This window comes from Runella sp. MFBS21, from assembly GCF_029433105.1.
Classification (GTDB): Bacteria; Bacteroidota; Bacteroidia; order Cytophagales; family Spirosomataceae; genus Runella.
This window is the reverse complement of record NZ_JARNTW010000007.1, coordinates 234,109-247,965: the sequence shown is the minus strand read 5'-3', so window position 1 is coordinate 247,965 and position 13,857 is coordinate 234,109. Positions and strand designations below refer to the sequence as shown.

The 13,857-nt window shown below is 41.4% G+C and carries 13 protein-coding genes; 8 read left to right on the top strand and 5 right to left on the bottom strand.

The genetic code is table 11. The features are described 5' to 3' along the window. Positions 1 to 15 precede the first annotated feature (15 nt). From ispF to kdsA, 4 genes are all read left to right on the top strand, one after another. Entirely contained in the window at positions 16 to 495 is a 480-nt protein-coding gene (gene ispF / locus P1X15_RS16565) for a 2-C-methyl-D-erythritol 2,4-cyclodiphosphate synthase (RefSeq protein WP_277339247.1), read from the top strand. Between the two features lie 33 nt (positions 496 to 528). Further along, a complete protein-coding gene (locus P1X15_RS16560) occupies positions 529 to 1,662 on the top strand; it encodes an amidohydrolase family protein (protein ID WP_277339246.1) in 1,134 nt (377 codons plus the stop codon). A 41-nt stretch (positions 1,663 to 1,703) separates the two neighbouring features. After that, positions 1,704 to 2,606: a MoxR family ATPase gene (locus tag P1X15_RS16555; RefSeq protein ID WP_277339245.1), complete on the top strand. Its 903-nt coding sequence runs from the start codon at positions 1,704 to 1,706 to the stop codon at positions 2,604 to 2,606. Positions 2,607 to 2,685: 79 nt separating this feature from the next. After that, positions 2,686 to 3,537 (top strand): 3-deoxy-8-phosphooctulonate synthase, encoded by an 852-nt coding sequence (gene kdsA, locus P1X15_RS16550; protein WP_277339244.1) that lies wholly within the window; start codon positions 2,686 to 2,688, stop codon positions 3,535 to 3,537. 55 nt (positions 3,538 to 3,592) lie between these two features. Here kdsA and P1X15_RS16545 read toward each other — a convergent pair whose 3' ends face one another. The 3 genes from P1X15_RS16545 to P1X15_RS16535 form a co-directional block, all read right to left on the bottom strand. Beyond that, positions 3,593 to 4,135 carry a hypothetical protein gene (locus tag P1X15_RS16545; protein ID WP_277339243.1) on the bottom strand — a complete coding sequence of 181 codons (543 nt, stop codon included), beginning with the start codon at positions 4,133 to 4,135 and terminating at the stop codon, positions 3,593 to 3,595. Positions 4,136 to 4,395: 260 nt separating this feature from the next. Further along, positions 4,396 to 6,552, bottom strand: coding sequence for a polysaccharide lyase family 8 super-sandwich domain-containing protein (locus tag P1X15_RS16540; protein ID WP_277339242.1), 2,157 nt, complete (start codon positions 6,550 to 6,552; stop codon positions 4,396 to 4,398). 255 nt (positions 6,553 to 6,807) lie between these two features. Beyond that, positions 6,808 to 6,963: a hypothetical protein gene (locus P1X15_RS16535; protein ID WP_277339241.1), complete on the bottom strand. Its 156-nt coding sequence runs from the start codon at positions 6,961 to 6,963 to the stop codon at positions 6,808 to 6,810. Positions 6,964 to 7,247: 284 nt separating this feature from the next. Between P1X15_RS16535 and P1X15_RS16530 the strand changes: the two genes are divergently transcribed. The 3 genes from P1X15_RS16530 to P1X15_RS16520 all read left to right on the top strand — a co-directional run bounded on the left by P1X15_RS16530 (position 7,248) and on the right by P1X15_RS16520 (position 10,561). Continuing rightward, the gene (locus tag P1X15_RS16530; protein ID WP_277339240.1) at positions 7,248 to 7,829 is read left to right on the top strand and encodes a Crp/Fnr family transcriptional regulator; all 582 of its coding nucleotides are present in this window, start codon (positions 7,248 to 7,250) and stop codon (positions 7,827 to 7,829) included. A gap of 87 nt (positions 7,830 to 7,916) precedes the next feature. After that, entirely contained in the window at positions 7,917 to 8,351 is a 435-nt protein-coding gene (locus P1X15_RS16525; RefSeq protein ID WP_277339239.1) for an SRPBCC domain-containing protein, read from the top strand. Positions 8,352 to 9,046: 695 nt separating this feature from the next. Beyond that, on the top strand, positions 9,047 to 10,561 hold the full coding sequence (locus tag P1X15_RS16520; RefSeq protein ID WP_277339238.1) for a hypothetical protein: 1,515 nt from the start codon (positions 9,047 to 9,049) through the stop codon (positions 10,559 to 10,561). Between the two features lie 31 nt (positions 10,562 to 10,592). Here the strand turns inward: P1X15_RS16520 and P1X15_RS16515 are convergent, their stop codons facing one another. Both P1X15_RS16515 and P1X15_RS16510 read right to left on the bottom strand, forming a co-directional pair. Further along, positions 10,593 to 11,933, bottom strand: coding sequence for an AarF/ABC1/UbiB kinase family protein (locus tag P1X15_RS16515; RefSeq protein WP_277339237.1), 1,341 nt, complete (start codon positions 11,931 to 11,933; stop codon positions 10,593 to 10,595). Between the two features lie 2 nt (positions 11,934 to 11,935). Then, positions 11,936 to 12,571, bottom strand: a complete 636-nt coding sequence (locus P1X15_RS16510; RefSeq protein ID WP_277339236.1) for a TetR family transcriptional regulator C-terminal domain-containing protein — start codon at positions 12,569 to 12,571, stop codon at positions 11,936 to 11,938. A gap of 482 nt (positions 12,572 to 13,053) precedes the next feature. On the opposite strand from P1X15_RS16510, the gene P1X15_RS16505 reads away from it, so the two are divergent. Further along, on the top strand, positions 13,054 to 13,782 hold the full coding sequence (locus P1X15_RS16505) for a hypothetical protein (RefSeq protein ID WP_277339235.1): 729 nt from the start codon (positions 13,054 to 13,056) through the stop codon (positions 13,780 to 13,782). Positions 13,783 to 13,857 lie beyond the last annotated feature (75 nt).

The window sequence follows — 13,857 nt, the reverse complement described above, 5'->3', positions numbered from 1 at the left end:
GATTTTCTGTACAACATGAACAAATTTAGAATTGGCCTCGGCTATGACGTACACCAGCTCGAAGAAGGTCGTCCGTTTTGGCTTGGGGGCATCCAAATTCCACATACCCACGGTGCCAAGGGGCATTCGGATGCCGATGTAATCTGCCATGTCATTTGTGATGCGCTCCTTGGAGCCGCTAATATGCGCAATATCGGCTACCATTTTTCGGATAAAGACCCTCAATGGAAGGGCGTTGACAGCAAAATTTTACTCTCTAAAGTAATGGAAATGATTAGAGAAGCAGGCTATGAAGTAGGCAATGTAGATGTCACAGTAGTACTTCAGGAGCCGAAACTCAATCCCCACATTCCCCAAATGAAAGAATGCCTATCGGGGGTAATGCAGATAGATGCAGAGGATGTATCTATCAAAGCTACCACCTCTGAGCATATCGGATTTGTGGGACGAAAAGAAGGAATTGCTGCTCACTGTGTAGCTTTAATTTACAAATAAATACCTCATTGTCTGACCTTTTAGCCTATCCTCATGAAACATTCTCTTACTTTTTTAGCCAGCCTGATTGCTTTGGCAGCTTGTGGCCAAAACCCCTCAAATGGCCCCATTACACAGCCGCTTGGTTTTGAGGAATATGACCCCGTATCTACCCTAAAAGTAGACGAACATAAAGTGACACGGTCCAAATTCCCTTTTATTGATGTCCATAACCATCAATATCGAATGGATAGCCAAAATCTGGGTGAACTTATCAGTGAAATGGATAAACTCAACATGGGCATTATGGTCAATTTGAGTGGTCGAGGTTTTTCACAACAATGGGAAGACGGCACCGCTACCATTACGGGTGCTATTGCCAATGTCCGCAAAAATTACCCTAAACGTTTTATGGTCTTTACCAATCCAGAACTAAAAGGTATTGGTTCGCCAGGCTGGGGGCAACGCGCCGCCAAACAAATCGAAGATGATGTAAAAGCGGGCGCCGTAGGCATGAAAGTTTACAAAAGCCTTGGTTTTAGTGGTATTAAAGATACTGATGGCAAACGGGTCGCCGTAAGTGACCCCCGTCTCGACCCTATTTGGGCCAAATGCGGAGAGTTAGGAATTCCCGTCATTATTCATACCGCCGACCCCAAGTCTTTTTGGGACCCACTCGACCGCTACAACGAACGCTGGCTTGAGCTCAAAACTCACGCAGGCCGCAAACGTACCGACACCGACCCGGTGCCTTTTGATTCGCTTATTCGCGAACAGCACGCGGTGTTTGCACGTCATCCCAAAACTACCTTCATCAATGCCCACATGGGGTGGTATCCCAACGACCTCCGAAAGCTCGATAGCCTCATGACTAAATTCCCCAATATGTATGTCGAAATTGGAGCTGTTATTGCCGAATTAGGCCGTCAACCACGGGCTTCCAAAAAGTTTTTTACGAAGTGGCAAGATCGTATTTTGTTTGGAAAAGACAGTTGGGTTCCTTCCGAATACGCCACTTACTTTAGAGTGCTTGAAACAGAAGATGAATATTTTCCTTATCACAAAAAATACCACGCCTTTTGGCGCATGTATGGCATGGGTTTGCCGGATGATGTACTCAAGAAAGTATATTACAAAAATGCATTGAGAATCATTCCAGGTATCGATAAGTCCCAATTCCCTCAATAAAGTTCTCTTTAGTATCGTAGGATTTACCAATCGTTTCTGTCATGTCTCATACTCTATCATCCGTACAGGCGCTTTTAGCTAATCGTGGCTACATCACCGACGAGTACATTGCAATGTCAGTTTTTTTGGCAATGCAGCTTCACAAGCCTTTGCTCATCGAAGGACCTGCGGGTGTCGGCAAAACAGAAATAGCCAAAGTGATGGCAGAAGCACTCCATACCAATTTGATTCGGCTGCAATGTTATGAGGGGCTAGATGCCAACCATTCTATCTATGAGTGGAATTATCAACATCAATTGCTTTATCTCAAAATGACAGAAAGTACCACCCATGAGACAGACACTGCCACTATTGAACACACCTTATTTAGCGAAAAATTCCTCCTAAAACGTCCTCTTTTACAAGCCATTACTCAAGAAAAAGCACCCGTCTTATTGATTGATGAAATAGACCGCGCCGACGAAGAGTTCGAAAGCTTTCTGCTAGAGATGTTGTCGGATTGGCAAATCAGTATTCCCGAAATCGGCACCATCAAAGCGACCCATATTCCCTACGTCATTCTGACTGGTAACCGCACGCGGGAGTTATCTGAAGCACTTCGACGAAGATGCTTGTATCTCTGGATTGATTATCCGCCGTTTGATAAAGAACTGGCCATTGTCAAATCCAAGGTGGAGCAGATTGATGCTACCTTGGCACGTCAAATCACGGGTTTTATGCAAGAACTTCGCCAACAACGCCTCAACAAAGTGCCAGGCATTGCCGAAACACTTGACTGGGCACAAGCATTGGCCGAAATGCACATTACCCACCTCGACAAATCACTCGTTGAAGCTACCTTAGGAGTCATCCTAAAAGATTGGCAAGATATTCGTCAAACGCAGTTGAGTTTGTCTGAATTGTTTGAGAAAGTAGGCATCAAATCCAAATGGGAAGAGAAGTAGGTGTGTATAATTTTTCGGTAATAATTGGCGGTAGTAACGCCTAAAAAACGAACTTTGTAGTCCAAAATATCCAAATACAATGCAAAAGAAAATCGTTCGCGTAGGCGATATTGAATGTGGTTCAGATGAGTTGTTTCTCATTTCGGGGCCTTGTGTCATTGAAGACGAAAAAATCATGATGACCGTAGCAGAGCGTCTCAAAGAAATCTCAGAGCGCTTAAATATCAAGATTGTTTATAAATCTTCATTCATGAAAGACAATCGCAGCAGTCTTGATTATTATATGGGGCCAGGGCTAGAGGCAGGAATGAAAATTTTGGCAAAAGTGAAAGAGCAATTCGGCTTTACCTTGTTGACGGATGTTCATTATCCTGACCAATGCGCCCCCGTAGCTGAGGTGGTGGATGTATTACAGATTCCAGCTTACTTGTGTATGCAAACTACCCTTGTAGTAGCCGCCGCCAAAACTGGCAAGGTAGTCAACCTAAAACACGGACAGTTTTTGGCACCAGAAAACATGAAGCATCCCGTCAAAAAAATTGAAGATAGTGGCAACGAGCAAATCATCTTAACCGAACGCGGCTATACGTTTGGCTACAACGACCTTATCGTAGACCCCCGCAGTTTTTATCATATGAACAAAACGGGTTATCCGGTTGTATTTGACGTGACACACGCTATCCGTAAATACGGAATACCTTCCAAAGACAGTAAAGGTGGCGCAAGAGAATATCTGCCCGTACTTGCTCGTGCAGGCGTGGCAGCGGGAGTAGATGGCTTGTTTGTAGAAGCTCACACTTGTCCTTCAGAAGCACTTTGCGATGCTGCTAGTCAGCTTGACATCAACTACTTAGAAGAATTTTTAAAGCCTCTTATTGAATTACACAATGTAGAGGTCAAATACCGCGCTACTGCTCAAGAACTAGCTTAGCTAGATAATTGACATCAAAAAAGGGAAGGCGTGCCTTCCCTTTTTGGGTGATAACTCACTGTAAACTATCAAATGGAATAGGCTGATTTCTATCCCACAATGCCGTCACGTTTACAATCTTCCATTTACCGTCCTGCTTTTCCATGATTCGAGTTTCGGTACTATGGGTATAGTGTTTCATTTTTTTGTCGCTATTGTACTGATTCCAAATCAAATACGCTACATTGTCGCCAAAAAACTTCACAATCATATCCTTTCGAATTACCTTGGGATTGTTGCTTCCCCCTACTCCTATTTTATTGTCCTCAATGTAGCGTCCTATCTTATCATCTACCTCATTCCAGCCTATTTTGGGGTCAAAATAACCATCTTTGCTCCAAACTTGAAAAGCATAATTGGCATGAACAAAACTCTCTTTCCAACAATTGTAATCTCCCTTGAAGAAACATTCCGTTTCGTTTTCAATGGTTTGCATAATCGCTTTGGTTTCGCGTTCTTCATCAATCTTGGTCATTGAGGAAGTGTTTTTACTATCGGCCTCTTTACAAGCACTGAAAGCGCCAATAATCATCAACAGGGCAAACAACGTAGTTTTCATAAATCTAGATGTTTTAGATGAAATAAATGTGAACTTACCCTTGTTATTTCCCATAGTCATGGTCTGTTGACCTGCTTCTATGGTAGCCGTTTAATTTAATATAATAAAACACAAAATAAAAACAAAGTACAATTTATTTTTGAAATAATTATAATATACTCCAAGTTCATGGCATCAATAAATTAAAAAGCGAGAGTTCCTAAATTAAAAACTTTAGGAATTCTCGCTTTTTGCGGGTTGTTTTAGAGAACCTTAGCCCTCTATAACTTCAGTGTCACGCTTTTTCCTAAATACACACCTTGTGGTAGGTCAATCAAAAAAATGGTTTGGTTTTGTGAAAGGTTCGGAAGTGCGATAAAACCTTCTCCTTTGTTCTTATAAATACCCGGCACGGTCACCACCATACGACTAAGCTTACGAGATGGGTCTGCTATAGTCAGTTCTTGAAGGCGATCACCTTTCATCTTCAGCAACGCCATACCTTGGCTATCCATTTTTAGTTTACGACCTTTCTCTATTTCTACTTCCCCAGCTTTGTAAAAAGTAGATTGCACTATTTTCAATTGAGTGTGCTTGACGGCCTGTAAATCAGCAGTATTTGCCAAAATTTCAATACCCCGATTACTACTACTACTCGCCTCTAGTTGCTGCGACGTCACATTTGGCACTACGATATACTGATAAGAAGCGTTGATAGGTTTAGAGCCGTGGTCAAACCACACCTTAAATACATCTTCATTGACGAGTTCTTTGCTGATATTTTTTTGGTCAGTGATATCGGACCACCTTCCCGTTTCGGACTGATTAGAAACTTGCACAGTAGCCGATTGTGGAAATACATAGCCTACTTTATCGTGAAAAATCCACTTTACATTTTCGGCTGTTCTACTCCCCTTGGGCAAGGTGCTGACCGTTCCGTTTTGAGCTATCTTCACCTCACTACGCATTAGGGTTTGATTGTGAGTGGTTACCACTGGAAAGTTTGGTTTGGCCTTGATACCCGTACCCAAGCATACGTACTCTTCATCAAAAAAGAACCATGATTTTTTGGCCTCAGTGCCGTCATGAGGACTTTTAAAATCAAAGACTACGGCTCCATACATCCCGTCTGTCACCGCTCCTACAAAATCAGTAAGTCCGTCTTTCTGAATTTCTTCAGGGCTAGGAAGTTGTTTTTTCTGAAGGATGGTAGTACCCGATATTTTTTGCCAATCATACACCGCCCAAATATTATGATATTCATCCCCTTTGAGCATGAGGTAGTTGGTGCCGTCAGCACGATGATGAGTCGTTTTGCCGGGTCCGTTGTAGGGTTCTTCCATATTCCTATTTCGGGTCGAAAACATTCTGACCGTCGTATAAAAATGAGGTCTTTGGAAAACAAAGTGTTCGGTTTGCCAAAAAAACTTCGCAAAAGAGGCCGAAGGTTGCGCTTCTCCTTTGCGTAGCTTGATGATTTCTTCCAACTCTTTTTTTCGGTAATCTGTGCTTACAAAAAGCCGTTCGATTTCGAGGGTACCATAAGGTTGAAAAGTGGCTACTTTTTGGGAAATACTGCGGTTTTTGACACTAATATCTTCATATACTCCATACACCATCTGTTTATAGATGCCATCAAGGTAATAATCTATCAATTGATTGATTTTAGTTTTAGAAAAAGCGTAGCGCTTACCTGCTACATAATAAGACCATTCGCCATAGGCATTGGCGTATTTGCCGTATCCATAGGAGGAGGTGTTGTTGACCCTATCTACTCGGTGATGAAAACTATAGTCATGCTGAATCCCGCGCTCTCCGGTCGAAAACTTGATTTCGTCTTCAATGATTTTTATGATTTTATCAAATTCTTCATAATTATCCTTAAAAATCAGGTTTTTAGCCAAAATCCCTGCAATCACTATTTTATCTCCGCTAGGGCGTGCACCCGAAGCGCTCATATTGGCACGACCAATCATCGGTTGGGCCTTTTCGATGAGTTCTTTGGGTAGCTCCTCCCCTATCACCAACATCAAATTTCCAAGATTAGTAGGAGTGGTAATTTGATTGTCATGCCAATTGTCCCCTACAAAATCATTTTTGACCCAAAACTCTAATCCTTTCACTACCAGCGACTTTACCTTGTTATCCCTATAAAATTTGGAAGAAGGGGTTTTGTAGGCTTTTGCCAAAACAACCAAGTCACGCGTATGACCTCCGTGTGGGAAACTCGCTGTACGACTAAGATCGGTATAATTGATACCCTGAAAACTTCCGTCGTTGTTCATCTTAGCCATAATTGTCTCGACACTTTGATCAGTGACCTTGACGGCCATCAAATCCCCGACAATCCGCTGTTTAATAGTGACAAAATCATTGCTTTGTCCGAAACAAAACTGCTTCAACAAAAACAGTAGTAGTACTTTAGAAATGGATTTCATAAATTAAAAGAGTGAAGAAGATAGACTAAAAAAAGTGATGTCTAGTCTTTTTCTAACCTGGCCTTTGGTAGAAGTTTGAAATCTAAGCCAGCCCCCCCCCAAGAATATGTCGGAATAATATCACGACATTTGAAAACCAATTCTTTGGCCTCAGATATGTATATTTTGTAGAGTCAATGTTTTGAACCAATAAGTAGCAAAGCTTAGACATTCCAAATTGTCAAAAATTTAGAATGTCTAAATTCTTAGAAAGCATTAGCAAACTTTCCCTCCAAAAGGCTGACCCGTACGAGTCAAAGCTTCAAATATGGTGGAGTGACGTACGATAAAGGTATTGATATGTCGGAATGAGTTCGACAGTTTGAGGTTATGAAAATAAGCAGTAATATGCTGAAAATTAAGTGTGTTCATGGTCGTAATTGGTTAATAAATCTATGCAAAGTTCGGAATAATACAACAATAGACCAAATACACACTCAAAAAAGTACAATTTTAGAAAATAGAAGTGCCACAAATACCCTAAATTTGTTGAGGGAATACAGCAAGTTCTTTAAAAAGTATAATGTATTGATTATCAATAATATCACTTTTTTAGGGCTGAGATAGTAAGGAAAGCCAGTTTTTTCTTTTAGCTTTATTTGAAACTTCCTACGTATAGAATATACTAGAAATACATATGCCTTTTATAACCTTCTATGTTTGACGCTTTACATTATTTAGTGGCTCAATTTGTGCCGCTCTCCGACCGTGAAAAATCAGTTTTGGAAAGTGCGTTTGTGTTTAAACAAGTGCCCCGCAAGTTTCCGCTTGTCAAGCACGGCCAAATAGCCAACGAACTTTATTTTATCAACAAAGGGATGTTGCGCCTTTTTTACGAAAATGACGGTGACGAAATCACGGCTTATCTTTTTCGAGAAAATCTGTTTGCGAGTAGTTATGATAGTTTTTTGCGACAAACGCCCAGTATTCAATCACTCGAAACCCTAGAAGACTCAGACTTACTGGTGATTACTCAGCCTAAAATGAATGAACTCTACGAAGTCCTACCCAAATTCAATATCCTCACTCGCAAAATAGCCGAACAGCGTTTTATCAATGCGCAGCAGATTTTGTCTTCATTTCTATTAGATAGCCCCGAAGAACGCTACGCAAAATTTGTTGAACAAAACGGCGACTTATTGCTTCGCGTACCGCATCACATTATCGCTTCGTATTTGGGAATGACGCCCGTATCGATGAGTCGCATCCGCAATCGCCTGGCACAACAAAAACGTTAGAAAGGCTCATTTCTTTACAATTGTTAATGGAAGGAGCGCATAGAGCACGCTACCTTTGCAACATCATTAAAACAAAATGTTGCAGTCATGAAACACAAAATCAGAACCGAAATCGTCATTAATGCTTCCAAAGAAAAAGTCTGGAATATCCTCGCTGATTTAGAAAACTACGCTGTCTGGAATCCATTTATCGTACAAAGTGAGGGACAACTTCAAGCGGGAACAAAGCTCAAAAATACTCTACAAAATGGCGCAAAAACCATCGTGTTTACGCCAAAAGTGTTGAGTGTCATACCCAACCAATACTTTGATTGGCTGGGATCGCTGTGGATAAAAGGTCTTTTTGATGGGCATCATTACTTCGAAATCGAAGAAATATCTCCAAATCAAATAAATCTTATTCACGGCGAAAATTTCTCGGGGTTATTGAGCTCGCTTATTCTGAAACAAATCGGAAACGATACCCGCAACAACTTTGTCAAAATGAATCAAGCACTCAAAACCAGAGCCGAACAACCTTAATTTAGACTTTCCAAGTTTGTCTACTGCGAATTCGAAACTTGGAAAGTCAAGCAAATCAGAGACTTCCCAAGTTTGGCTACTGCGAATTCAAAACTTGGAAAGTCGGGCAAATCAGAGACTTCCCCAGTTTGTCTACTGCGAATTCGAAACTTGGAAAGTCAAGCAAGTCAGAGACTTCCCAAGTTTGGCTACTGCGAATTCAAACCTTGGAAAGTCGGCCAGGGTGGAGACTTTCCAAGGTTGGTTATTGCGAATTCAAAACTTGGAAAGTCGGACAAGGTCGGAGACTTTCCAAGTTAGCTTACTACGAATTCAAAACCTTGGAAAGTCGGACAAGGGTGGAGACTTCCCAAGTTTGGTTAGTGCGAATTCAAAACTTGGAAAGTCAGTCGAGGTGGAGACTTCCCAAGGTTGTCTACTGCGAATTCGAAACTTGGAAAGTCGGACAAGGTCGGAGACTTTCCAAGTTTGGCTACTGCGAATTCAAAACCTTGGAAAGTCGGGCAAATCAGAGACTTTCCAAGGTTGTCTACTACGAATTCGAAACCTTGGAAAGTCGGGCAAATCAGAGACTTTCCAAGTTTGTCTACTACGAATTCGAAACTTGGAAAGTCTAATCAAACTCTAGCTTGTAAAAACTTGGAAGTCGTTTTAGTTTTTTATCTTCGCAGCATCTAAACCAATAATTTTTTACGATGCCATTTTTACAAGCAGGGCCTTTTCGACTTCTTTACCAAAACGGGTTTGTTCGGCAAATCACCCACGAAGATACTGAAGTATTAAGAATGATTTACTTTGCCTTACGCGACCACAATTGGGGTACTTTTGCGACTCAAATCGTTGAAGAAAAGATTGATACTCAAGAAAATCACTTTTCAATATCCTACTTGTCTTACAACATAGACAAAAATCAAGTGCCTATTTTTGAGTGGAAAGCTTTCATCGAAGGGCATGAAAATGGCACTATTGTATTCAACATTGAAGGCAAAGCCTTACAAGCGGTACGAAAAAATCGAGCGGGTTTTTGTATTCTCCATCCAATTGAAGGCGTAGCCGAGCAACCTGTTACGATTTTTCACCCAAGTGGCTCTTCTACAGCTACCCATTTTCCGCGATACATTGCGCCACAAGACCCTTTTTTAGATATTAAATCTATGCAATGGCAAGCGGCCAACGGGTGTGTATACAAGGTTGATTGTGAGGGAGATATATTTCAGACCGAAGACCAGCGCAATTGGGGCGACGCTTCTTACAAAACTTTTTGTACACCCTTGTCTGAGCCGTTTCCCGTTCAACTGCACCAAGGCGATACCGTGCGGCAGCGCGTTAGTTTTCGGTTGGCAACAAAAAGCAAAGAACCTCAAGACAAAGCCCTAAATCAAAAATCAGCGCTCCGACAACAAGCGGTAAACATAGGTATTGCAGCTGCTATCGAAACAGACGAATTGTCGGCTGAGAGTGTTGAAATACTCAAGACTTTGAAGCTAAGTCATTATCGGGTTGATTTGACTCTTTTTGACAAAGATTGGATTTCTTATCTTTCAGGTCAAGCAGAAAAGGCCCTGCTTTTAGGTTTGCCACTGGAAATAGTGTTGACTTTAAATGATGATTTCGAATCTCAACTTGCTGATTTTGTAGGAGTATTACAACAAAACAGACTACAAATCAAGCATTTACTGTTGTTGTCAGCACAAAAACTCGTGACTTCTCAAGCTGTTATTGATTACATTCCCCAACTCAAAACGCAGCTTTCAGGAGTAAAAATCGGAGTTGGGACCGATTATAATTTTACGGAATTGAATCGTAACCGATTTGAGGCAGGAGAAGCAGATTTTGTGAGCTGCTCTTTTGATCCTCAAGAACACGCTTTTGACGAACTCTCGCTACTCGAAAACACCGAAACAGTGAAGTACTTGGTGGAGAGTGCCCACAACATTTATCAAAAACCCGTTCATATTTCTTTTATAGCCCTCTGTAGAAGAGCCAACCCTTACGCTACGCAGGCGGCTGATATGGTTTTGGCGATTGAAAATCAAATAGATAAGCGTCAATCTACAGCTTTTGCCAAAGAATGGGCTACCAAGCTTTTGTCACATCTAGCACATACGGAAGTAGCATCGGTCACGATGTTCCGAACCATCGGAGAGTTGGGGATTATGAGCGAATCAGGCAGTGTCTATCCTGTCTTCGAAGCCTTGAAGGCAAGATGAGTAGGTTTATTTTCTCCTACTCATCTTGTGATTATTGAACTTCGACAGAGCTTAATTGTTTTTTGCTACGTAGCCAATCGGGCCGAGTAGTGTGTATTTTGGCTCCTAGTTCGTTGAGCATGGAGTAAAGTCCAAAATAGGTACGATTGATATACAAGCCGTCTTTGGAACCACGTGCTACTTTCGAATTGCGAATTTCTTCCACTTTTGCAAGTTCGTCGGCAAAAGCATAAACCGTATCGAAGTAAGAATGGTCGCCAAAATCAAATTCATCAACGGCAAATGGTTTGCCTAACAAACGAATCATTTGCTTGAATAAGTTAGTAAAAAGGGCTTTTTCGCGTGGCGCATCCTCTTTGACCAAAAACTCCAAGTTATAAAATATCTTTTCAACCAAGGCATCGTCTTCGATGGTATCAGGATTGATAAGGGTGAAATAATTGTCATAAAAATAATCAGGAATCACTTTGACACACCCAAAATCAATAACGCCCATTGTACCGTCGGCACGCATCAGAAAATTGCCCGGATGAGGGTCGGCGTGTACTTGACGGAGGTGATGCACTTGATGGTCATAAAAATCCCACAACAATTGCCCAATCTGATTGCGTACTTCTTGGGAAGGATCCGTTTGCAAAAAATCTTTGAGGTGCTGCCCGTTGAGCCAATCCATCGTCAAGATTCGTTTGGAAGACAATTCGGGATAATATTTCGGAAAAATCAGTCCTTTGATATGCTGGCACGCCTCCGAAATTTCAACCGAGCGCCGTAATTCCAATTCGTAGTCGGTTTCTTCCAAGAGCTTGCTTTCTACTTCTTCGGTATAGCGTTCTACATCTTTTTCGTTAAGTCCAAAAAGCGTGACCGCCATAGGTTTGACCATTTTGAGGTCAGAGCTGATGCTATCGGCTACGCCAGGGTATTGCACTTTTACGGCCAATCTTTTGCCATACTTCCATGCTTGATGCACCTGCCCGATAGAGGCCGCATTGATGGCGTTGATGTCGAAAGTATCATAAAGCTCATGCGGAGCTTTGCCAAAATAACTACGGAAAGTCTTGACTACCAGCGGCCCCGAAAGTGGCGGCGCAGAGTATTGAGACATCTGGAACTTATCTACATATTGGCGTGGCAATACGCTACGATCCATGCTGAGCATTTGGGCTACTTTGAGCGCCGAACCTTTGAGCTCACTGAGCGAAGCATACACATCCGTGGCGTTGTCTTGGTGAAGCTCATCGCGAGAGATAGTAGGGTCAATTATCTTTTTGACGTTGTATTTGAGATAATTGCCACCGATTTTGGCACCGGTCTTCAAAAACTGCGTAGCACGTGCTACTTTGGAGGTGGGGATTTTATCTTGTTGTTTCATGGTTATCGATTTTGGTATACAAATTTTGCCAAATCAACCACCGTATCCACAATCGAACGGCCCATCAAGTCGAAGCCTGTGTTGACGGTTTTTTCGATAGCAGTATCCGTTAGTTCAAAATTGCGACTTGTATCTTTTACCCAAAAATCCAAAATATAGAGCGTATTGAGCCACACCGCTTCTGGATAGCGATTAGAAATATAAGGGCGAGCCACAATCTCTTGACTTTCGCGGCCTTCGTACATCAAATCGTGGGCGTAGTTCAGGAAAGCATCTTTGAACGGACGGAGCTGTTGGGGGTTTTTGGGAGCAACAGGCTGAGGCAATTTGCGGTAGCTATACACTACAAAACTCCGATTTGATTTAAGCACTTCTACCCAAGTGTAGTAAAACGCAAGTAGTTTTTCACGCACCGAATAGGTTTGGTAGACAGGGTCGTTTTCGGCGGTAGTGCGGGATTGAGTAAAAAACGAAGCCCACAAATCCATTTCTATGGCTTCAAAAGAAGTATAAAATTCGTATAAATCGGCTTCCGCCATTTTTAATTTTTTGGCGAAAGCATAAAAAGAAGCGGGAGCTTGCCCCTGTTCGAGTACGTACTCAACGTATGTTTTGCGAATTTTTTCGACTTTTTCCATGTCCATGATTGTCTTTTTAGAGATAGTTACAACGGGTGGTGGTGGTTGTTTGTTATCTCTATTCACAACGAACTGTACAGGAAAAAGGTTTGTAAAACCGACTAATTTACCAATAATGAGTTTTGTTCACTAGACCTTTGATGCTACGATGAACCTTACTAAAAATGCAGCGACTGCATTGCCGACGCAAAACAGAAGAGCTAATCTTAATCTAAAGACTAGTCTTCAACAAATAGATGAGGCTGATAGCTGACTTCTCCGAAGTGTCTTACTTTTTTATCTCCACCCCGTTGTGGTTGCTACCCACAACGGGGCGTATTAGGTTCGCCTTTATCGAGTCCGCAAGATAAAATTGACGCTATCAAAAGCATAAAGAAGTATATTAGTTGCCTTAAAAAACAGGTAGAAGGCGTTTGTGCAACAGGTACACCTGCCACTGGCGTAAATGGTAATCCTCTCAATTCATTAACTATCAATTGCAAATGAAATTTTATCAATTAGAAATTGAAATAAGACCTGGGCAAAAAATTTATCCTTCTGCCTATTTATCCCCCGAAATGCAAGGGGCTGAGTTCATCCCTGATGGCGGTGATACGAAGAATTTTTTTAAGCAGCCCCTCGAAAAATCCATCAATAATAGATCTCTTATTGACGATGTACCTGTTTTTGATTATTTTGTGTTGAAGGAACTGTATGGCAGTCGAAAAAAGAAATTCGATTGGATAAAACTCCATATTTATAAGTTTGTTGTCAATCATTACACAACAAGTTCTTGCTTTTTAGTATCAGAACAGTTCAAAGAAACTATCGCTGCTTTCAATCTCCCTCGGCATAAGTTTTACCCTGCTAAACTGATGTATAAAGGCGAAAAATTAGATTACTATGTTTTTCAGTTAGGCGAAGAAACCAAAATAACTTTTGAAAAATGTACTTATGCTGATAGGAAAAGTGGTATTATACAATCAGCCACCGAACTTGGCATTCATAATGAAGATGATTACTTAAAGACAAGGATAAAATTTTTTGATAAGGGTTCTGTATTAGATATTCACGATTTTGTTTTGGATAAATACCACGATTATTTCATTTGTGACGAATTATTCAAAGTAGTGAGCGAGCCGCTCAAAGAAGCGTTGGAGGCGGCAGGGCTTACCGAGGGTTGGAAGTTTGAAGACATTAGCCCGCGTACCATTACATTTTTAAATCAATAAATTTTTATCACCACTCGTCTTACTGTCCCATGGGCTGTGTCTCCACAGCCCTAAAAAATACAACCCAAAAAAGTT

Coding starts and splice junctions, on each gene's coding strand:
- ispF (WP_277339247.1), top strand. CDS start 16: ATGAACAAATTTAGAATTGGCCTCGGCTATGACGTACACCAGCTCGAA.
- P1X15_RS16560 (WP_277339246.1), top strand. CDS start 529: ATGAAACATTCTCTTACTTTTTTAGCCAGCCTGATTGCTTTGGCAGCT.
- P1X15_RS16555 (WP_277339245.1), top strand. CDS start 1,704: ATGTCTCATACTCTATCATCCGTACAGGCGCTTTTAGCTAATCGTGGC.
- kdsA (WP_277339244.1), top strand. CDS start 2,686: ATGCAAAAGAAAATCGTTCGCGTAGGCGATATTGAATGTGGTTCAGAT.
- P1X15_RS16545 (WP_277339243.1), bottom strand. CDS start 4,135: ATGAAAACTACGTTGTTTGCCCTGTTGATGATTATTGGCGCTTTCAGT.
- P1X15_RS16540 (WP_277339242.1), bottom strand. CDS start 6,552: ATGAAATCCATTTCTAAAGTACTACTACTGTTTTTGTTGAAGCAGTTT.
- P1X15_RS16535 (WP_277339241.1), bottom strand. CDS start 6,963: ATGAACACACTTAATTTTCAGCATATTACTGCTTATTTTCATAACCTC.
- P1X15_RS16530 (WP_277339240.1), top strand. CDS start 7,248: ATGTTTGACGCTTTACATTATTTAGTGGCTCAATTTGTGCCGCTCTCC.
- P1X15_RS16525 (WP_277339239.1), top strand. CDS start 7,917: ATGAAACACAAAATCAGAACCGAAATCGTCATTAATGCTTCCAAAGAA.
- P1X15_RS16520 (WP_277339238.1), top strand. CDS start 9,047: ATGCCATTTTTACAAGCAGGGCCTTTTCGACTTCTTTACCAAAACGGG.
- P1X15_RS16515 (WP_277339237.1), bottom strand. CDS start 11,933: ATGAAACAACAAGATAAAATCCCCACCTCCAAAGTAGCACGTGCTACG.
- P1X15_RS16510 (WP_277339236.1), bottom strand. CDS start 12,571: ATGGAAAAAGTCGAAAAAATTCGCAAAACATACGTTGAGTACGTACTC.
- P1X15_RS16505 (WP_277339235.1), top strand. CDS start 13,054: ATGAAATTTTATCAATTAGAAATTGAAATAAGACCTGGGCAAAAAATT.